Source organism: Marinoscillum pacificum (assembly GCF_024714495.1).
Classification (GTDB): Bacteria; Bacteroidota; Bacteroidia; order Cytophagales; family Cyclobacteriaceae; genus Marinoscillum; species Marinoscillum pacificum.
The window spans coordinates 187,664-206,601 of the sequence record NZ_JAMZMJ010000006.1; the positions used below are offsets into that span (position 1 = coordinate 187,664).

Annotated in this window: 20 protein-coding genes; 14 read left to right on the forward strand and 6 right to left on the reverse strand. The window is 39.4% G+C overall.

The features are described from left to right. The first annotated feature begins 184 nt into the window (after nucleotides 1–184). The 7 genes from NXS00_RS15350 to NXS00_RS15380 all read left to right on the forward strand — a co-directional run bounded on the left by NXS00_RS15350 (nucleotide 185) and on the right by NXS00_RS15380 (nucleotide 6,395). Nucleotides 185–736 carry a 2'-5' RNA ligase family protein gene (locus NXS00_RS15350; protein ID WP_258100116.1) on the forward strand — a complete coding sequence of 184 codons (552 nt, stop codon included), beginning with the start codon at nucleotides 185–187 and terminating at the stop codon, nucleotides 734–736. A gap of 158 nt (nucleotides 737–894) precedes the next feature. Continuing rightward, complete coding sequence (locus NXS00_RS15355) at nucleotides 895–1,890, forward strand: hypothetical protein (protein WP_258100117.1); 996 nt, start codon at nucleotides 895–897, stop codon at nucleotides 1,888–1,890. A 141-nt stretch (nucleotides 1,891–2,031) separates the two neighbouring features. Next, nucleotides 2,032–2,445: a hypothetical protein gene (locus NXS00_RS15360; RefSeq protein WP_258100118.1), complete on the forward strand. Its 414-nt coding sequence runs from the start codon at nucleotides 2,032–2,034 to the stop codon at nucleotides 2,443–2,445. Between the two features lie 197 nt (nucleotides 2,446–2,642). Next, the gene (locus NXS00_RS15365) at nucleotides 2,643–3,047 is read left to right on the forward strand and encodes a DUF4304 domain-containing protein (RefSeq protein WP_258100119.1); all 405 of its coding nucleotides are present in this window, start codon (nucleotides 2,643–2,645) and stop codon (nucleotides 3,045–3,047) included. A gap of 448 nt (nucleotides 3,048–3,495) precedes the next feature. Beyond that, nucleotides 3,496–4,923 carry a S41 family peptidase gene (locus NXS00_RS15370; protein WP_258100121.1) on the forward strand — a complete coding sequence of 476 codons (1,428 nt, stop codon included), beginning with the start codon at nucleotides 3,496–3,498 and terminating at the stop codon, nucleotides 4,921–4,923. Nucleotides 4,924–4,930: 7 nt separating this feature from the next. Next, nucleotides 4,931–5,506, forward strand: a complete 576-nt coding sequence (gene ybiA, locus NXS00_RS15375) for a riboflavin biosynthesis intermediates N-glycosidase (protein ID WP_258100122.1) — start codon at nucleotides 4,931–4,933, stop codon at nucleotides 5,504–5,506. Between the two features lie 457 nt (nucleotides 5,507–5,963). Beyond that, nucleotides 5,964–6,395 (forward strand): DUF1493 family protein, encoded by a 432-nt coding sequence (locus NXS00_RS15380; RefSeq protein WP_258100123.1) that lies wholly within the window; start codon nucleotides 5,964–5,966, stop codon nucleotides 6,393–6,395. 80 nt (nucleotides 6,396–6,475) lie between these two features. Here NXS00_RS15380 and NXS00_RS15385 read toward each other — a convergent pair whose 3' ends face one another. Beyond that, the gene (locus NXS00_RS15385) at nucleotides 6,476–7,207 is read right to left on the reverse strand and encodes a hypothetical protein (RefSeq protein ID WP_258100124.1); all 732 of its coding nucleotides are present in this window, start codon (nucleotides 7,205–7,207) and stop codon (nucleotides 6,476–6,478) included. A gap of 23 nt (nucleotides 7,208–7,230) precedes the next feature. Further along, the gene (locus tag NXS00_RS15390) at nucleotides 7,231–7,692 is read right to left on the reverse strand and encodes a DUF6702 family protein (protein ID WP_258100126.1); all 462 of its coding nucleotides are present in this window, start codon (nucleotides 7,690–7,692) and stop codon (nucleotides 7,231–7,233) included. 531 nt (nucleotides 7,693–8,223) lie between these two features. Between NXS00_RS15390 and NXS00_RS15395 the strand changes: the two genes are divergently transcribed. The 3 genes from NXS00_RS15395 (at nucleotide 8,224) to NXS00_RS15405 (ending at nucleotide 11,919) form a co-directional block, all read left to right on the forward strand. Beyond that, nucleotides 8,224–8,802 (forward strand): HupE/UreJ family protein, encoded by a 579-nt coding sequence (locus NXS00_RS15395; RefSeq protein WP_258100127.1) that lies wholly within the window; start codon nucleotides 8,224–8,226, stop codon nucleotides 8,800–8,802. 15 nt (nucleotides 8,803–8,817) lie between these two features. Beyond that, nucleotides 8,818–11,031, forward strand: coding sequence for a M1 family metallopeptidase (locus NXS00_RS15400; protein WP_258100129.1), 2,214 nt, complete (start codon nucleotides 8,818–8,820; stop codon nucleotides 11,029–11,031). Nucleotides 11,032–11,094: 63 nt separating this feature from the next. Further along, nucleotides 11,095–11,919, forward strand: a complete 825-nt coding sequence (locus NXS00_RS15405; RefSeq protein WP_258100130.1) for a hypothetical protein — start codon at nucleotides 11,095–11,097, stop codon at nucleotides 11,917–11,919. On the opposite strand, the gene NXS00_RS15410 is transcribed toward NXS00_RS15405, so the two are convergent. After that, a complete protein-coding gene (locus NXS00_RS15410) occupies nucleotides 11,916–12,923 on the reverse strand; it encodes a potassium channel family protein (RefSeq protein ID WP_258100131.1) in 1,008 nt (335 codons plus the stop codon). The two genes, NXS00_RS15405 and NXS00_RS15410, sit on opposite strands and share 4 nt — an antisense overlap. Nucleotides 12,924–13,036: 113 nt before the next feature. Between NXS00_RS15410 and NXS00_RS15415 the strand changes: the two genes are divergently transcribed. Continuing rightward, nucleotides 13,037–13,738, forward strand: a complete 702-nt coding sequence (locus tag NXS00_RS15415; RefSeq protein WP_258100132.1) for a hypothetical protein — start codon at nucleotides 13,037–13,039, stop codon at nucleotides 13,736–13,738. Between the two features lie 80 nt (nucleotides 13,739–13,818). Continuing rightward, nucleotides 13,819–14,100 (forward strand): DUF427 domain-containing protein, encoded by a 282-nt coding sequence (locus tag NXS00_RS15420; RefSeq protein ID WP_258100133.1) that lies wholly within the window; start codon nucleotides 13,819–13,821, stop codon nucleotides 14,098–14,100. A 75-nt stretch (nucleotides 14,101–14,175) separates the two neighbouring features. Here the strand turns inward: NXS00_RS15420 and NXS00_RS15425 are convergent, their stop codons facing one another. After that, nucleotides 14,176–14,829, reverse strand: a complete 654-nt coding sequence (locus NXS00_RS15425) for a LiaF transmembrane domain-containing protein (protein ID WP_258100134.1) — start codon at nucleotides 14,827–14,829, stop codon at nucleotides 14,176–14,178. Nucleotides 14,830–15,041: 212 nt separating this feature from the next. Between NXS00_RS15425 and NXS00_RS15430 the strand changes: the two genes are divergently transcribed. Next, nucleotides 15,042–15,428, forward strand: coding sequence for an Hsp20/alpha crystallin family protein (locus NXS00_RS15430; protein ID WP_258100135.1), 387 nt, complete (start codon nucleotides 15,042–15,044; stop codon nucleotides 15,426–15,428). A gap of 28 nt (nucleotides 15,429–15,456) precedes the next feature. Here NXS00_RS15430 and NXS00_RS15435 read toward each other — a convergent pair whose 3' ends face one another. Next, nucleotides 15,457–15,891, reverse strand: a complete 435-nt coding sequence (locus NXS00_RS15435; protein WP_258100136.1) for a hypothetical protein — start codon at nucleotides 15,889–15,891, stop codon at nucleotides 15,457–15,459. 39 nt (nucleotides 15,892–15,930) lie between these two features. Here NXS00_RS15435 and NXS00_RS15440 point away from each other — a divergent pair, with 39 nt between their 5' ends. After that, a complete protein-coding gene (locus NXS00_RS15440) occupies nucleotides 15,931–16,764 on the forward strand; it encodes a hypothetical protein (protein ID WP_258100137.1) in 834 nt (277 codons plus the stop codon). 80 nt (nucleotides 16,765–16,844) lie between these two features. Here NXS00_RS15440 and recG read toward each other — a convergent pair whose 3' ends face one another. Then, complete coding sequence (gene recG, locus NXS00_RS15445; RefSeq protein WP_258100138.1) at nucleotides 16,845–18,938, reverse strand: ATP-dependent DNA helicase RecG; 2,094 nt, start codon at nucleotides 18,936–18,938, stop codon at nucleotides 16,845–16,847.

Here is an 18,938-nt window from a genome sequence, read left to right on the forward strand (position 1 = left end):
TGATCAGTCGAGGACTGAGTACTGAGAAATCTATATCAACTCAAAGCAGATTTTAATCTGGAGAGAATAGTTCCAATGATAATTTACTAGTGTTTGACCAGTTTCATTCAAAAGGAATCATCAAATTGCCGGATTAATGTGAAGATTTATATTTTCGGATAAATGAACCGGTGAATGGTGAGCGATGAACAGTAAAATCCAAAGACTCTATTTTGTGGCGTTAGTGCCTCCAGAACCTATCAAGTCACAAGTTTGGCAAATGAAAGAGGAGGTTTTGGCTAATTATGGATCCAAAGCGGCACTCAAATCTCCTGCGCATGTCACGTTGCACATGCCATTCACTTTTCGCGTAGATCGGGAAGACCGAATCATAGATTGTCTGAAAACAGCAATCACCGACAAAAAACCATTTGAGATTACTCATGATGGGTTTGGATGCTTCGAACCACGAGTGATTTATGTGAATGTGGATAAGACCGAACCGCTAGAAAACCTCAAAGCAGATGTAGTGAAGCAAATGCGGCTGGACCTAAAGCTCCAAAACGCGGATTACAAAAACTTGCCTTTTCATCCGCACATGACGATTGCCTTCCGAGACATGAAAAAACCCGTATTCGAGGAAGCATGGCCGGCCTATGAAAATCGAGAATACAAAGCCAACTGGGAATGTGGCTCTGTTTGCTTGCTCAAACACAATGGTGCTGGTTGGGATGTGTTGGAGGAGATAGGGTTTTAGGTTGTTGGGATTAATGTTTTGGGTTAATTCCGTTATTTTGGAGGTATGAATTTCAGCCTTTCCTATTTATCCGTTAATATATGCGGATATGATACGGTTGAAATAGATTATGTGCAACTAGTTGTAGAATTATGAATGTTAAATGAAATAGTCGCATCGTGAAATGGTTTACCGAACCTTCGGGAAAATTTGTAATAAAAATACCAACAGACTGGCGTTACGCCAACGTTGCTGCAGGGCATGAAGAAGTGTCTCCTTTTAGCTTTGAATCTTATTCTAACAAGAACTGGGCTTTCCAAATCAGTTGCTATTCTGCTGAAGAAAAGCCTTTGAACAAAAATGTGAAGCCACAAAAATTTGACACTCCTAATTTAGAATTCAATGAATTCAGAAGGGATGGCGGAGGATTTAATATGCACATTTGGGGAGCTGTGGTTGAAGACCACACAATTATAGCCAAGTATATTTATGGAACAACTAAGGAGAAGGAGAAAGATATTCTTTATGAATTAGATCGCGTAAAGAAAGCCCTTGCTACCGTTCAACTTTTATGTCCAGAAAACCGGACGACAGCATTCGAGCTAGACAAGTACGAAAAATTTATGGCTTCTCTGGCAGCCTCCTTCGACCTAAAATACAAGGCCATAGAAAATAGTTCATTCATTGAATTTATAATAATAGTAGCCAGCCAAATAGATGCTTATCTTCGTTTGAGTTTGCTCATCAAATATCAGGTAGAAGAACAAACAAACGATTTAAAAATAGAACTTCTTTATCAGGGTGAATCTGATCCGCCAATAGCTGAGAGAAAGATTTACAAGCGATCAAAAGAAGCTGGAATACTAAGCACTGAGGAATTCGATGAATTGGAACTACTTTACAAGCTGAGAAACAAAGTGGTTCACAGGTACATTATTTCTGACTTTCGAACTAGGCAAATTATTGAACTTGCGATTGATTATGAGAAGATATCTGAGATAATCAGGCTCAAATTGAAAGAGCTTGAAGATCTTTCTCATGAACGTGGATTTGGCATTTATTCGGAAAGATATCCACGAACTGAACACCCACCTGAAGCAATCAACTTTTTATTTTCTCAGGTTAACGACAAACATCTAGTATCCGATCTGGAAAGAAAGATTAAAAGCATTTAAAAGGCGCTAGCAAGAATGCTTCTGCCCCGATTCCTATCCTCACGTATCCGATTTGCCTATTACTCTTTGCTTACTGCTTATTGAATTGATTAATTCTGTTATTTTGGAGTGTTAAAACTGCAACAATTAAGTGGGCTCAATATGTCAAAGTTGACACTTGTTACCTTTTGCTTATTTCTTTTGATTTCCTGTCGTCAAAAACTAGAACAAAAAGAGGAATTTTTTGAAGGAACTGATCTGACAGTAGGTATCTACAGGTTAGAAGGGATCGGTCTAGAAGGTGGATGGGTGGACGATTTCAGAAATTTTTATATCGATGACTTGCCAACATTGCAGAAAATTAAAGATCAATGGGTTTTCGAATACACTGTTCCTCCAACTTCTTGTGGATATGGCTATAAATTGAGACTTTTAAGAGACAAGATTGTAATTGAAGAAGCATTTGTCAACATTGAATGTGAATACATATCTGTAAACGGAAATCCTTGGCGATACTTTCCTTCAAATTTTCTGACAGATCATAGGGCTAGTTTTAAGCGGTTCACCAATGAATAACTTAGGGAAATAATACTCTTCCACTCTAATTCCTATCCTCCAAAACCCAATTTACCTATTGCTGTTTGCTTACTGCTTATTAAATTGATTAATTCCGTTATTTTGGAGGGGTTGAAATAAACGAAATAAGTGGCCACTGTAGCACCTATGTGCATGATGTGGAAATAGGAATGACGCATAAAGAGAAAAGACAAAAAATGGATGAAGCAATCAAGGAAATAGTAATTCCTTTTTTGCGGAATCTGAACTTTAAGGGTTCCTATCCCAACTTTAGAAGGGAGAATAATGGCCAACTTAATTTGCTGGCATTTCAGTTTAGCATGTATGCACCAAAATTTGTTGTAGAGATTGCTAATTGTCCTTCTGCAGGATATGTAACAAGTTGGGGAAAATTGCTTAAACCTTCAGAGTGCAGAGTGAACTACATGAAAAATCGTCATAGAATAGGAAGTAAGAAGCACAATATAGACTACTGGTATGATTTTGAGCGATCACTTCTTTTTGGAAATATCTACAAGAAAAAAGCGAATGAGCTAATAAGCAACTGGCAAGAAGGTGAGCAATGGTGGGAACAAAACCCTATAAAAGCAAAAACCCACTAGCGTGAATTGCTTCAGGGGCTAATGGGAATAATATGATACAAAGATAACTATAGATGTCATTATTTCCAGGGATATGCGACTCCTAACCCCGGATATGCCGCTAAATCTTGGGAGATATGACCCATAACATGGGAGATATCATTTTTTCGAGGGATATATGACTCCTAAAGCTGGAGATATCGTTCACAACCCCGGATATATGATTTTTTTCTGGGATTTCCGACACGTAACCTCGGAGATGTCATTTTTTAGTGGGATTTGGTGATTGAAAGGTGGGATAAATGGACTACCATCGTTGAATTGTGATTTTTTCATAGGCTCTGCTAATGTCTACGCCATGATTCGTATCCTCCCAAATCCGATTGGCCTATAACCGTTTGCTTACTGTGTATTGAATTGGCAATTAATTCCGTTATTTTGAAAAACTATCTAATTACAAAATCGGATAATGAGATTCATCGCGATAACATTCTTGTTAATAAATGGCCTGAATGGTTTTGCTCAGCTATCCATTGACTCCATTTCTTATAAAAATGATTTAGCAATATTCCGTAAAGCCCTTGAAGAAACACACCCAAGTTTATACCGCTTTACCAGCAAAGAAAAATTCGATTCGCTTTTCGATTTAACAGCGTCAAATCTCAGTCCAGAAACTACAGAACTCGACTTTTTTCGCAGTATTGCTAAAATCATGTCGTTGGTTAGAGAAGGACACAGCTTTGTTCGTCCTACTGAAAGTATCAGTTCAACTATCAACGATAAAAACCTTTTTCCTTTTCAGGTTCTAGTTGAGGATAGCTTTCTGACCATCAAAAACAGTCGTTCAAAAGAATTAGCATATCTGGAAGGAGCAAAAATTGACTCGATTAATGGACAAAGCGTTCCATCTATTTTGAAGTTGTTAAGTGAGTCCACCTGTACTGTTTCAGCCTTTAATACTTCAGGCTTAAAAAGTAGGTTATCTCTGTATGACAATTTTGCTTTGGCCTTTTATTATTTCATAGACACTACAGCTAGTTTTCATATTAATTATCGTACTGAGTCAACAGCAAAACCGATTTCTCTGAAGATCGAAGGTACGAATACAGATCTGTCAGGTACAGTTTATCCTAAATTGCCACCCGAACCGAAACCACCATTCACTTTACAGATAGATCAACAAAACTCTCTGGCCACGATACGAATTTCAACTTTTGCCTACTGGATGGCTGACAAAAAGATAAAAGATTACTCCAGGTTCTTTAAAGAGACATTCGCTACTCTACAATCCCAAAAAATAAAAAACCTGATTATCGATGTGAGAGGAAATAGAGGAGGCGAAGAAATGTTAGCTGCAGAATTCCTGACATATCTAATTGATCATGAATTCAGCATATACAAGTATTGTAGGACAAAAATGTTGGATTTCGATTTTACCAACTCACTGCCTAATTCAAAAAAGGTCTCTCTGTCAAAAGGAAATTACCAGAATGATGGTGAGGAGTATTTCATGAAAAAAGCAGATTTCTTGAAATCATTCACTCCGCAAACCAAACTCCACTTTGGAGGTAGCGTGTACATAATTTCCAATGGCGTCTGTGCTTCTGCTTGCAACACTTTTCTGTCATTAGTCAAGACGCACAGAGTTGGTCTAATTGTCGGACAAGAATCTGGTGGTGCTTTTGAAGATGTAGATGGCCGTCAGCGTATTAGTTTCACTTTACCCTATTCAAATATTTTTGTGAGTTATCCAGCCTGGAGCATGAAACTCAACACTAGTGGAGGCGATAGTAACAGAGGAGTTATTCCAGATTACGAGATCAAACCAACAGTTGATAACGGGATAGATGAAGAAAAACAGTTTACCCTCGGACTAATAAATCAAAAATTAAAGTAGAATTTTCATGAACAAAGAGAAATACAATCTTGAATGGCTGAAAGGGAAATTTGAAAAAGGAGATTCCATGAAATATTTGTTTTTTTGGGGGCATACTCCTAAGCCGAATCAAGATTATGGTTCCTGGTGTTTCAGTCAATGGTTTGTTAGTCCATTCGAAGTAAATGGTATCACCTACAAAACAACGGAGCATTGGATGATGTCTCAGAAAGCACTATTGTTTGATGATCATGAAATTCACCAAAAGATCATAGCGTGTGAGAAGCCTGGTGAAGCAAAAGATCTTGGTAGACAAGTCTCTGGGTTTGATGAGCAGCTGTGGGGTTCTAATCGCTACTCAATTGTGAAAACCGGAAACATTCACAAGTTCAGTCAAAATCGAGAAATGGGTCAGTTTCTCCTTAATACCAAAGACCGAATATTGGTAGAGTCAAGTCCAGTTGATACTATTTGGGGTATTGGGCTAACCAAGGATAGTGAGCACGCTACTAATGTTTTCGCCTGGAGAGGACTTAACCTTTTAGGCTTTGCACTCATGGAAACGAGAGATTTTCTAATAGAGCATGGATTTTCTAATGGATGAGACGTTAAAAAATGAATGTTCTTCCGGGCTTATTCGAGTCCTCACAAATCAGATTTGCTTATTGCCGTTTTTGAGTGATTAATTTACTTTTTAGGAGCTATCTTAGAAGTGTAACTGATGAAAACATGCGGAATGAGATACTAAAAGCTTCATATTCTGATTTTGCTATAATTGCAGTAATTGAATTTCTTATTGGTTTTGTTGTCACTGGAAGTTTCATTTATTTAGGTATTTACAGACCAGAACTGAACTTCATTACTATACCGTTTCTAATTCTCCAGCCTATTGTTTTCATAATCACAATTGTGATTCTAATTTTCAAAGCACAAATCAAGCTTAGAATTCTAGTGACGATTCCATTAGTAGGATTGCTGATGTTTCTCACTTTTGTATGTGTTAATTCAGCATTGACTATTATTGAATTTGGGGAGTTGAAATGTGATTTATGCCCATAATTATGAGAGCGTCAAATTATAGTATTGAAAATATTTACAAACTAATTCATGGTGAAACAGGGATGGTCACACTAAGACCAGATATCGATATTTATCAGCAAGGAGTAGTTGGAGATGATTTCCACGAACTGATTGAAAAGTATCAAAAGGAATTTGAGGTTGATATGGACTCGTATCTATGGTATTTTCATTCTGATGAGGAAGGAATAAATTTTCCAGGAGCAATATTTTCAAAACCTCCATATGACCGAGTTAAGCGAATTCCAGTTACACCACAACTTCTTCTCAAGTTTGCCAATTCAGGCGTTTGGGAACTGAAGTACCCTGATCATGAACCTCTAAAAAAAAGATATGATCTGTTAATAAATACATTGTCGGGAATTGCCTTTTTTGTTATTCTCGCAATCATATTGCTTTACAACTTATGGATTTAACCATACACTTTCGCCTTTATTCGCATAAAAAGTAGTTCAGAACGATTTTATGCCTATTACTCTTTGCTTACTGCCTATTCCTAATCCAGCGGAAGTCCAACAAACCAGTAGCAGAGCTTTTGCCAGAACTCATACTGATAGAAATTCATCACTGAATATTGGTAAACCAGCACAATTGCCAACGCCACTGGAAAAGCAGTTAAGCGTTTATTGCTGCGCCAATCCCAAATACTCAACCCGATCAAGAGGACATCTGCTAGCACAAATCCAAAAAAAGGAACAATCGGGCTACCGCCAATTTTAGGTGCATACGGCACCAGAAATCGGAAGAAGCGGAAAATCAATCGATCGGTTATAGGAGTGATGATCGCAAACATGGTGCTGACCATAAATCGTGCATGAAGCATCGGTTGTTTACGGAAGTAAATTGCCAATCCATAAATGATCAGAAAAGCGAATATGGAATTGACACTAAGGGCAATGAAATAGAAATGTCCGGCACCAAGCCTTTGTGCTCCATGAAAAAGGTGGTTCACCAAATCAAAAGCCGTAAATGCCATAATCGGTACCAACACAAAGGACACATATCCAATCCATCGGTGGATAGTGAAAGCTTTGTTTTTGATCAGAAAGGCTTGACCGACCAACATCATGCACCAGGTAATCATGGCTAAACCATGTCGGTGAAGGTGACTGTCCATCGGACCTAGAATCCTACCGAAATACCCAGGCCAAAAAGCCGTAATGGCTGCTAGCAGGAAAATGATAAACGCAATAAAGGCCTTGCGATTGAGGAAAGCATCCAGTTTCATGGATTAAATTGTTAGAGTAGAAATCACTTTTGATACTCCGCCTTAAACTCTTTTTGAGATAGAATAAAACTTTTCTTTTCTCCACCTATTTTGAAGTGTACCAGATTTTTCTGGTCATCATAGACTTCCGTTAGCACTTTATTGGTCAGTTGGATCGATTCTAATTGATCCACATTGGTCACCTCTATATAGCACCAGATTACATCATCTTCCACTTCACCTCCCAGATAAGTGAAAGATGATTTAGCTCCATTGATACCAACATTAAAGTTCTCTTGGAAGTAAGCAGCTAAATATTCATGCGTTTGAAGAGAATCTTCCATGATCACAAACTTCTCATCATTGTTTGCGGCACGCAATCCTTCTTCCAGGTCATCCAGGAAGATTCTTTCAGTAATTTGAATGGATTTGACTTCTTCATCATAGCGGATTTCTGTAACGCTAACATGATAGGGGTGAAGCAAGAGCAATAGGAATAATAGCATGCTGAATGTATTTAATAGCAATTATAGATGGATTGTCTTTTAAGCACAAAAAAGCATTTCAAGTTCCATGCCATCAAGCCCAATTGTTTTGATTCAGAAAGAAAACATCCGTTAAGAAGCATTAGGTGTTTTTAACTCGTTTGTTTTATCTTACTGTTTAATAGATACTTACATCCCATCCACCGCCATACTGGATGTTTATTGTAAGTTTTTGACGCAACCACCTTATGTCTGATCATTTAACACCTAGATTCACACTGGGGATGCCAGTAGTTTCTAAGCAAAACAAAACAATCGTGATGCTTGTGAGAGAAGTACTCATGATCCCTGAAGAAAAGTACGTCTGTATTTTTGTATGCAATTCAGGAAAACTAATCAACACAACGTTCGAAGGTCATGAATTAGAATGCCTGCCAACCGGCTAATCATTTATCACAAATAGGTCAATAACCCAAGATCTTACCGTCTATCAAAAAAGGGAAGGCGAATTTCGAGTATGCTATTCTGATTGAATAATTTCGCAAATAGCATATGACAGAATTTCAAACTTTTTATCATCTTGGGTTAGAACACATTTTGGACAAAAACGGATATGATCACATCATTTTCGTAATAGCTCTATGTGCGTTGTATCAACCAGAGGACTGGAAACAAGTGCTGGTTTTGGTGACCTCATTCACATTTGGTCATTCCATCACGCTGGCTCTATCTACTTTGTCAATTGTCAATGTAAGTTCTGATCTGGTTGAGTTTCTAATCCCTATTACCATTTTCATTACGGCTTTCGCCAATCTTTTTACCAAACCTTATGGCAATCGAGTATCCATTCGCAACTATGTTTTTGCTGGATGTTTCGGTTTAATTCATGGGTTGGGCTTTTCGAACTATTTGAAAAGTTTGTTGGGAAAGGATGAATCAATTGTTACTCAACTTTTCGCTTTCAATATTGGTTTGGAAGTGGGCCAGATTCTTATTGTAGCCGTGTTTTTGGCAATCACTTTTTTAGTGGTTGGGTTATTGAACGTCAGTCAAAGAGACTGGAAGATGACGATTTCGTCAGCAGTGGCCGGTATAGCGCTGGTTTTAATTATTGAATCAAATTACTTGTAACTATAAATGTTAACCATGTTGAAACAACTATTTCTAATTGCGACCCTCGCTCTTGCTATCGGCTGGAATGCTTCAGCTCAGGCAGATACCGAGTGGAAACAAAAGTTTGAGCAGCTCGGACCGATGTTGCCAACTCCAAATACGTACCGTACCGCATCTGGTGCTCCAGGAAAAGACTACTGGCAGATGCAGGCAGATTATAAAATGGCTGTGACTTTGGATGATTCCAAGCAGCAAATCACTGGTAAAGAAACCATCACTTATTATAATAATTCGCCAGATCCTTTGGATTACCTATGGGTACAGTTGGATCAAAACATGAGAGCGGATGATTCTGATACTCCATTGGCTAATGCCAGAAAATATAGAGACACGCTCAACGTAAAAGATTACTACGGTTTGGCAAACTCTCCGGGTTTTGAAGGAGGTTTCAATGTTCATTATGTAAAATCTGCTGGTGCTGATCTTAAGTACAAGATCAACAAGACCATGATGCGTGTTGATCTTACAAAAACCTTACAGCCAGGTGAAAAAGTGTCATTTGATATCGAGTGGGACTATTTCATTAACGATCGTATGACTGATGGTGGTCGTTCAGGATTGGAATATTTCCCGGAAGAAGACAACTACTTGTATACAATTGCTCAGTTCTTCCCAAGAATGGCCGTTTACTCTGACAATGAAGGATGGCAAAACAAGCAATTCCTTGGTTCTGGTGAGTTTGCTTTGAGCTTTGGCTCTTACGAAGTAGCCATCACAGTTCCTTCTGATTTCGTGATCGGATCTACAGGTACACTTCAAAACCCGAAAGATGTTTTGACAAAAGAGCAGCAGAAGCGTTTGGCTCAAGCTAAAAAATCATTTGATAAGCCAGTATTCATCGTAACAGAAGAGGAGGCTATTGCCAATGAGAAAACAAAAGATTCAGGAACTAAAACATGGGTTTTCCAGGCAGATAGTATCAGAGACTTTGCATTTGCAGCGTCTAGAAAATTCATTTGGGATGCCATGGCGGTAGATATAAATGGTAAAACACCATTGGCAATGTCTTACTACCCTAAAGAAGGTAATCCACTTTGGGAAGAATATTCTACCAGAGTAGTTGCTCAAACTTTGGAGACGTATTCAAAATACACGATCGATTATCCATACAGCAAAGCGATTTCTGTACACACAGCATCTATCGGTATGGAATATCCAATGATCTGTTTCAACTATGGTCGTCCGAACGAGGATGGTACTTATAGTGATCGTACCAAGTATGGAATGATCGGTGTAATCATCCACGAAGTTGGTCACAACTTTTTCCCAATGATCATCAACTCTGATGAGCGTCAGTGGACATGGATGGATGAAGGATTGAACACATTCGTTCAGTACCTGACAGAAAAAGACTTTGAAGTTACTTTCAATGAGCCATTCCCATCTAGAAGAGGACCTGCTGATAAAATTGTTCCTTACATGAGTGGTGAGAGAGGTTTATTCAGACCTATCATGACTAACTCTGAGCAAATTCTTCAGTTTGGAAACAACGCTTACGCAAAACCTGCTACGGCACTTAATGTATTAAGAGAAGTAGTAATGGGTCCTGAATTGTTTGATTATGCATTCAAGAAATATGCGGAAAGATGGGCATTCAAAAACCCAAGCCCTGCAGATTTCTTCAGAACAATGGAAGATGCTTCAGCAGTAGACCTTGACTGGTTCTGGAGAGGCTGGTTCTACAGCACAGATGCAGTAGACGTAAATGTGGCGAATGTAGAGTGGTACAGAATGGCATCTGAAGACAATCAGTTGGAGAGCAAAATCAAAAACAGCAAAGATTTGTCTAACAGCACTTCTCAAATCAATCAAACACCTAAGCCTCTTGGTTTCGAGGATGTGAAATACAGAGGAGAGTTCAAGAATACATTGGATGAAGAGTCTCTAAAGGCAGAAATGTCGGATAAGAACTTCTACAAAGTGACTTTCAAAAACGAAGGTGGCTTGGTTACTCCATTGTTGATTGAGTGGACTTATGATGATGGTTCTAAGGAATTTGAAAAACTTCCTGCAGAAATCTGGAGAAAGAATGAGCAAGAGGTTACCAAGATGTTCATTAAGGACAAAAAGGTAGTTAGCGTTTCTTATGATCCATTTAAAGAAACAGCGGATGTCAACGAAGAGGACAACGTTTTCCCAAGAGTAGATGAGCCATCGAGGTTCGAAAAATTCAAAGGAAAGAAATAAAAAACAATTGATTACATGCCTGCTTCACGCAGGCATGTTTGTTTATTGCCTAAATTTATTCTTATGAAAAGACTAACCATACTTTCTTTAATTATCGGAGTAGCACTGGCTTCTTGTAAGTCAAGCAACAATAACAGCGAATTTGCTGGTGATGATTTTGGCGATAAAGTAAAAACCAAAGTTGTTACCTATGATCTGAATCCACCGGCTGAGGGGTTCAACCTAGAAGAGTCTTCACCATTTGCCGTAATGTTGGCTGATCAGGTCATGCATGCGATGGGTGGACGCAATGCATGGGACGCTACGAATGTTCTGTATTGGAATTTCTTTGGAGCAAGGACATTGCTTTGGGACAAAGAGAACAATAAAGTCAGAATCGACATTCCTGGTAAGGAAATGGTGATTGCTCTGGATATGAATGACATGAGTGGAAAGGTATGGAAGTCAGGTGAGGAAATGAGTCAGGCTGATTCGTTAAGTAAATATCTTGAGCAAGGAAAAAGAATCTGGATCAATGATTCTTACTGGTTGGTGATGCCATTCAAATTAAAAGACTCAGGAGTTACCTTGACTTATATTGGTGAGGATACCACTCAAACAGGAGTAAAGGCTGATGTTATGAGATTGACATTTGAAAATGTAGGCGTTACACCACAAAACGCGTATGAAGTCTGGGTTGATTATGACGATAAGTTGATTCAGCAATGGGCATATTTTAGTGATGCTCAAAACGATGAACCAAACTTCGTTTTGCCTTGGACCGACTATAAGAAATATGGAAATATTATGTTGTCTGGAGAAAGAGGCGAAAGAGACCTAACAGACATCAAAGTAATGAAGAAAGCTCCAAAAGAAGCATTTGAATCACCAGAGCCACTGAAGCTCTAGCCGATTCGTTCTTCGATAGATTGACGATTATCCGGGGTAGTCATTACGATAAGTTGGCTACCCTTTTTTAATTCCCTATCCGCAACGGGGATATAGTCATAGGCTCCATCTTCTCTCACAGCAAGCAATAGTGTGTTTTGATATTTTTCAAGATTCAAATCGCTGATACATTTTCCTGAGTATTTATCCCCAACGGTGATCTCTTCTATTCGCATACTGATGGACATGTTTCTAGTCATATCATCGAGAAAGGAGGTCACTGATGGGTGCATCATTTCTGACATCATTCGGATTCCACCAATATGGTTTGGAGAAATGATGTTATCAGCGCCAGCGCGCTTGAGTTTATTCGTCAGGTGAATGTCTTTTGAGCGAACCACTATTTTGATGTTCGAACTCATTTGGCGAGCCGTCAAGCAAATAACGAGGTTAGTGTTGTCTTCACGTGTACAGATGAAAATACCTTTTGCGTGCTGGATACTCAACCTTTCCAGAAAATCTTCATCCGTACAATCACCAGCAAGTTTTGGTAAGGTCATGAGTTCTTCACTCAGAAACTCAAAACTTTCTTCATTGATGTCCGCGAGAACCACTTCTCTTTTCGTAATCGCTAATTCATCGGCGATGGTTTTGCCAACTCTTCCCAAACCACAAACGATGTAGTGATCGGTCATTTTGCTAATCTTCTTTTCCATTTTTCTTCTGTAAAAACTTCTACGAACATCACCTTCTATAAACAATGCTGCCACATTGGATACGAAATACGTAAATACGCCCACCCCACCAAACGCGATAAAAACGGTGAAAATTCTACCTGCTGGAGATTCACTCAGGTCGATCACCTCATAAAAACCAATGGTGGTCAAAGTCAATGTGGTCATGTAAAAGGCGTCAAACCATTGCCAATTACTGAAATAGGCAAAACCGACCGTTCCGACCAGCAAAATGCCCAGGAACAAAAGCCCTGCTAATTTGATTCTACCTAATACATCAATAAGCCACATATACTCGTTATAAATGAACTTGCTTGAGACTGATCTTCAGAATCAAGATGAAGTTAGTTCCTAAACCCCGAATGCTTTCGGGTAAAAGTTAAATTTAGAGCAATTCAGAAACTATGTTGAGAATTTACCTACTGACTCTGATCATAATTCCTTTTGGCATTCAGGCCCAGACTGGAATGAGCATTCTCGAAAAGCATTTTGAGTCGTGTGGACAGGAAGAATGGAATCAGGTTCGAACAATAACTATCGATGGAAAATGGGTAGATGATGACTATCATGCATTTGACATGAAGCTGACCTGGAAGCGTCCGGATAAAGTTCGAATAGAAGGAAAATATGAAGGTAAACCGTACGCGGAGGCATATAATGGAGTGGTGGCATGGACCATTGCTCCCTGGAGAGACGCTTACGAGGTACAGCGTATGACTGATGCGGAGGAAATTGTGGTCAGGAATGTTTTTACAGCTGGTAGTCCACTCTATGAAGCTCGCGAACATCTTGAATTTACTGGGTTAATGGATATGGAAGGTGTTTTATACAACACATTCACGTTATCAGAAGGGAGTTTCAAACGAGTCTTTTATTTGGACCGTGATACACATCTATTGTATTACGAGTTGATTGAAAATCAATTTGGTAAAGAGAAAGTATCCATTCTCAAAGTGATTGACAACTACAAAAACTACGGACCTATGTTGGTTCCTACTTCAGTGATCTTTGAAGGGCTTGAAATGAACCGAGAGTTCGTTTTTGATGAAATTTATCTTGGCACAGGAGCCAAAGACTCTATTTTCGAATATCCAGAAGGTCAGTAACCCGACACCTGAGCACGTTCCCAAAACCTTTACCTGATCAAATGGTGTTGAGATAACAACAACATGAACACTTTGATTTTATGAAAGCATTTTGGAACAATCAACTAATTGCCGAGAGTGATGACACAATTGTCATAGAAGGCAATCACTACTTTCCGCCATCGGCTATCAAGAAGGAATTCTTCTCGGAGAATGATACCCACACCGTTTGCCCTTGGAAAGGAACTGCGAGCTATTACACGCTGCAGGTTGAAGGCAAAGAAAACAAAGATGCGGCCTGGTACTATCCAGAAGCCAAAGACTTAGCCAAAAACATTGAAGGCTATGTGGCCTTTTGGAAAGGTGTGGAGGTAAAAGAATAAAAGCTCAAATAGTCACCCCTCTCTTTGAAGGTGCACGACCAGTGAGAGGGGGCTAGGGGGAGAGTTGTTTCTTAATTACTTAGAACTCTTCACAGTACCACCACCAAACATGGTGAAGCCTTTGATGTAGACAGTATCTTCTGATGTGGTAGTGCTTTTTTCGCGTTTGTCATCAAACCCTCCAAATATGGATGTAGTGGCAATTTGGATATCCCATTCTGCAGGAGCTATAATGTCACAGCCGCCAAACATGGTGAATACTTGAATAGTCGCACCGTTCACAGGTTTAGCTTCTCGCAGATCTATGTCAGAACCCCCAAAAATATTGGTTGACTTGCCACCTTCAAATGTCTGGCTATTGATTTTTGGGTGACTCGCTCCAAAAATATTGATATCATCAAAGTAATTGGCTCCTGACGAAATACCTCCTGAAGCGCGGTTTTTGATAATGAAAGATAGACCTACAGCTACGATGATAAGCGGCCAGTAGTCTTCAAAATTGATGTAATAATACCTGTCCAGAGTGAAGAAGGCCCAGATAACCAGGAATATGAATGCCGGTTTTCGGTTACCAGAGAACAAGTTGATTACTGCGATCACCAGGAAGATGTTCGCCCAGTGAAATACATATCTCGGTAAACCAGGGATTAAGTTCAAATTGTCCAGTAGTAAAACAAGACCAACTAGAACCAGGATGATTCCTAAAAGGGTACGACGTTTAGTTTCCATTAGATTGATTGTTTGAGTTTCGATACAATAAAAAATAGAGTAGAGCTGTTTCTAAAAAATAAGGGGATGAAGTGTTGATAATTGTTTCTGAACTGTAAATACGTCAAAATGGCTTGCAGGTTATTCAAACATAGTCAATCTGACATGGTTATCTATTCGTATGTAATTGGTACGGCATTTGTAAGCGTACATCTAAATGAAAGGAGAATGCTATGAGAGCGGAAGACAGAATACTAATAAAGAACCTGGCTCAAACGGCGGAGATTGTGAATACAATCAATGGCGGAATGTCTCAGGCGAATATGATTTTAGAGAAAGGTGAGGAGGAATGGACGGTGGCTGTTCGTGTTCCGGGAGTTAGTCCTGAGCGCATGCGAGTAGAAGTTCGCAACAGTCAGTTATTTATTTTCCATGTGATGGCAGACGAAAATGCTGCTGACATTGAATTGCCTTTTTTACTTGCAGCTGTGACTTTGGATAAGCGTGTAGACTTTGATGCGATTATCGCGGAGTACGAGGACAAGGAGTTATACATCACGATGCCACTCGATGAAGAGGCTAGTGGGTATGAAAGAGAAATAGATATTTTCAAACGATAAATCAGTGCAGGATCTCTGGATGTTCCAGTTATCGGTGCTGAATTAGCTTTAAAACTAAATTTTCTAAATCCTTCTTTTTGAGTTTCGAGATGACTGATGTTTTGTCTCCCGACTCAGTGAGAAGGATTTTTTGTTCCTCTTCGTCAAAGTATTCGGCAAGTATGTCAGAGTGTCCTGTGGCAGGTAATCCAAATGATTCTATTTCATCAATTGCCGCTTCCAGTATGGCTTGGCCTTTTTTCTTACAGGTTTCAACGGGCTTATACTTCGCATTAGAATCTCGCAAAGCCCACGAAGAGTAATCAATTTTCAACTCGTTGATTTGCTTCACCTTGCCATCACTTTCACCAAAAACTCTGGACAGCAGCGCTACAGTTGCACTTTTCCAGGCTTCCAGATCAAAGTCCGGTTGCTCCAGTTTTTCTATTTGCTTTAGGAGGAGGGAAATTAGTTTTTTGGGCATAATGGTTATATTGTCAACCGAAAGCCAAATGTTGACTCAATGAAAAATATTTTTGTTTTAGGAATTCTTATAGCCTTTCTAAGCTCATGTAATGAACCTGCCCAGACAGAGCCTGAAATACCTTACTGTAATATACTTGATTCAATTCAATATCAAATGACAACATTACATGGGGGTAGAGTGATCCAAAAAGTGGGTTTTAAGTACAATAGTGATAACCAGCTAATTGAAATGATTGATGATTCTGGTGAAACGCAAGTCACGATCTCTTATGATGTGAATGGGCAGTTATTTACAATTAATAAGCACTGGCTTGAAAGAACATTTTACTATACATATTTTGAGGATTCTTTATCTATTCAAATTGTTCAGGGAAGTTCTGATCGTGGGCGTATAGAAGTTTCTTTAGATAATGACTTGCCAGTTTATGTTGAATATTATTCAAGGGAAAATGTAAGTGCAGAATTTTTAAATTCAAGGACGACCTATGAATGGGATGGTGATTTGCTAATAAGTACAACGACCTATTTGAGTTACCCTGGATTTAAGGAAAATAATATTCCATTCTCTCGGACTCTGTTTTTTTATAAAAATAATGTTGAGAACCCTCTTTATGAGCTAAACATGAGTAATCACCTACTTGGGCATGCATATGGAGTAGATATTTATTTCAATCCTCTTTCTGTTAATTCAAAGTTTCTTCCTGACAGTATCGCAATGGGATTGACATGGGACGAAGGATTTCAATCAGATTTAACTTCAATAGTATCTACACAGACTGAGGATGTTTTCTATAAAAACACTACCACATTTGAATCTGGTATAATCTATGAGCATCCGGTCATTACATCAGTAGTGTTTTGTAACCAATAAACGTAGATTAAAAGGTCATTTTATATTGGAAATTCTTAGTATCTAATGTCTAATCCTTATGCCAAGACTAAAGTGAAATATTAACTAATCCTACTCCAATTCACTGTACCTTTTCTTTGAGCGTCTACTTGTCTGCGGATCAGGTTATTTTCTGGAGATTTCAGCTCCGGATCAGCATTGAGCACATTGGAAGCGACAGATCTCGCCAGTTTTAAAATCTCGGTGTCCTTGCCCAGATCAGAAATCATTAAATCCATCAACCCACTTTGTTGGGTGCCCATCAAGTCACCTGGTCCACGTAGTTTCAGATCTACTTCGGCTATTTTGAAACCATCCGTCGTGTCAACCATGGTTTGAATTCTTGTTTTGGCTTCGGTAGTGAGTTTGTTTCCAGTCATTAGGATACAAAAAGACTGTTCCGCTCCTCTACCAACACGCCCTCTCAGCTGGTGAAGCTGTGACAAACCAAAGCGCTCCGCGTTTTCTATCACCATGATCGACGCATTCGGCACGTTCACACCTACTTCTATTACCGTTGTAGCCACCATGATTTTAGTTTCGTGTTTCACAAAGCGCTGCATTTCCCATTCTTTGTCTTCCGGCTTCATTTTTCCATGGACAATAGACAGTTGCAGGTCTGGAAATCGCCGACTAATACTCTCATAACCATCCATCAGGTCTTTGAGGTCGAGTGTCGAAGACTCTTCAATGAGCGGATAGACAATATAGACCTGGCGGCCTTTGGCGATTTCTTTTTCAATAAACCCGAACATCTTCAAACGATGACTGTCACGCATATGGTAGGTTTTGATCGGTTTCCGTCCAGCTGGCAGCTGATCGATCACAGAAATGTCCAGATCTCCATAAAGTGTCATGGCCAGGGTTCTAGGAATTGGCGTGGCAGTCATGACCAAGACATGAGGATAGGCATTATTGCCTTTTTTCCATAGTCTTGCTCGTTGCGCGACACCAAATCGGTGTTGCTCATCGATAACTGCTAACCCAAGATTGTTGAATTTCACCTTGTCTTCCAACAATGCATGCGTACCTACCACAATAGGCAAATCCCCACTTTGCAGCATCTGATCAATGACTTTTCGCTCAGACTTTTTACTGGAACCTGTCAGTCGGGCAATATGAATACCGAGGAGGTCGGCATATTCTTTGAGTCCTTTGTAATGCTGCTCGGCCAAAATCTCAGTCGGTGCCATAAAGGCACATTGGGTACCATTACTAATTGCGATCAGCATACTTAGGAATGCAACCATGGTTTTTCCACTTCCCACATCACCTTGTACCAGGCGATTCATTTGCTTTCCTGAACGGAAATCCTGGTAAATTTCTTTTACCACTCGCTTTTGAGCATCGGTAAGCTCAAACGGCAAATGCTCTTTGTAATACGTGTTGAGCAACTCACTGTTGTCAAATCGAATTCCTGGAAACGAATCGATTCGAGTGATTTTTAGCTTGAGGAGGCGAAGCTGAATGTAAAACAGTTCTTCAAATTTCAGTCGATAGCGTGCTTTCTGTAAATCCTGACTGGTTTTCGGAAAGTGGATCTGCACCACGGCAGATTTCTTATCCATCAGATGATATTGCTGAAGAATGTGGGGAGGCAGTGTTTCATGTATGTGATTAACTGCATCTACCAGTAGCATTTTCATCATTTTACTGATGGTCTTGCTATCAATAAACTTACGCTTCAGCTTTTCTGACGTATGATACACCGGATGTAAATAAGCTCCTTGCTTGGATCGCTCAGATACAGGTTCTACTTCGGGATGCGCAATGTTGTATTTGCTCCCAAATCGTGTTGGTTTACCAAAAACAACATATGGAACTCCTGTTCGCACTCTTTCCAACACCCATTTGATTCCCTGAAACCAAACAAGCTCGATTGTCCCAGTTTCATCACCAAAGATTCCAACAAGGCGCTGCTTTCTTCCATCGCCAATTTTTTGAAATGAAATGAATTTCCCTACAATCTGAATGAAGGGTTGTTCTTCACGAATCTGGTTGACTTTATAGAATTTGGTGCGGTCTTCGTATCGAAACGGATAATGCTGGAGGAGGTCTCCATATTTAAAAATGTTCAACTCTTTATTGAGCAGAACAGCCCTTTGCGGACCAACTCCCTTTAGGAATTCTATACTTCGCTCAAAAAAAGATTGCAT

What these genes read in the sequence shown, in the direction of transcription:
- NXS00_RS15350 (WP_258100116.1), top strand. Translation starts at nt 185, where the DNA reads ATGAACAGTAAAATCCAAAGACTCTATTTTGTGGCGTTAGTGCCTCCA.
- NXS00_RS15360 (WP_258100118.1), top strand. Translation starts at nt 2,032, where the DNA reads ATGTCAAAGTTGACACTTGTTACCTTTTGCTTATTTCTTTTGATTTCC.
- NXS00_RS15365 (WP_258100119.1), top strand. Translation starts at nt 2,643, where the DNA reads ATGGATGAAGCAATCAAGGAAATAGTAATTCCTTTTTTGCGGAATCTG.
- NXS00_RS15370 (WP_258100121.1), top strand. Translation starts at nt 3,496, where the DNA reads ATGAGATTCATCGCGATAACATTCTTGTTAATAAATGGCCTGAATGGT.
- ybiA (WP_258100122.1), top strand. Translation starts at nt 4,931, where the DNA reads ATGAACAAAGAGAAATACAATCTTGAATGGCTGAAAGGGAAATTTGAA.
- NXS00_RS15380 (WP_258100123.1), top strand. Translation starts at nt 5,964, where the DNA reads ATGAGAGCGTCAAATTATAGTATTGAAAATATTTACAAACTAATTCAT.
- NXS00_RS15385 (WP_258100124.1), bottom strand. Translation starts at nt 7,207, where the DNA reads ATGAAACTGGATGCTTTCCTCAATCGCAAGGCCTTTATTGCGTTTATC.
- NXS00_RS15390 (WP_258100126.1), bottom strand. Translation starts at nt 7,692, where the DNA reads ATGCTATTATTCCTATTGCTCTTGCTTCACCCCTATCATGTTAGCGTT.
- NXS00_RS15395 (WP_258100127.1), top strand. Translation starts at nt 8,224, where the DNA reads ATGACAGAATTTCAAACTTTTTATCATCTTGGGTTAGAACACATTTTG.
- NXS00_RS15400 (WP_258100129.1), top strand. Translation starts at nt 8,818, where the DNA reads ATGTTGAAACAACTATTTCTAATTGCGACCCTCGCTCTTGCTATCGGC.
- NXS00_RS15405 (WP_258100130.1), top strand. Translation starts at nt 11,095, where the DNA reads ATGAAAAGACTAACCATACTTTCTTTAATTATCGGAGTAGCACTGGCT.
- NXS00_RS15410 (WP_258100131.1), bottom strand. Translation starts at nt 12,923, where the DNA reads ATGTGGCTTATTGATGTATTAGGTAGAATCAAATTAGCAGGGCTTTTG.
- NXS00_RS15415 (WP_258100132.1), top strand. Translation starts at nt 13,037, where the DNA reads ATGTTGAGAATTTACCTACTGACTCTGATCATAATTCCTTTTGGCATT.
- NXS00_RS15420 (WP_258100133.1), top strand. Translation starts at nt 13,819, where the DNA reads ATGAAAGCATTTTGGAACAATCAACTAATTGCCGAGAGTGATGACACA.
- NXS00_RS15425 (WP_258100134.1), bottom strand. Translation starts at nt 14,829, where the DNA reads ATGGAAACTAAACGTCGTACCCTTTTAGGAATCATCCTGGTTCTAGTT.
- NXS00_RS15430 (WP_258100135.1), top strand. Translation starts at nt 15,042, where the DNA reads ATGAGAGCGGAAGACAGAATACTAATAAAGAACCTGGCTCAAACGGCG.
- NXS00_RS15435 (WP_258100136.1), bottom strand. Translation starts at nt 15,891, where the DNA reads ATGCCCAAAAAACTAATTTCCCTCCTCCTAAAGCAAATAGAAAAACTG.
- NXS00_RS15440 (WP_258100137.1), top strand. Translation starts at nt 15,931, where the DNA reads ATGAAAAATATTTTTGTTTTAGGAATTCTTATAGCCTTTCTAAGCTCA.
- recG (WP_258100138.1), bottom strand. Translation starts at nt 18,938, where the DNA reads ATGCAATCTTTTTTTGAGCGAAGTATAGAATTCCTAAAGGGAGTTGGT.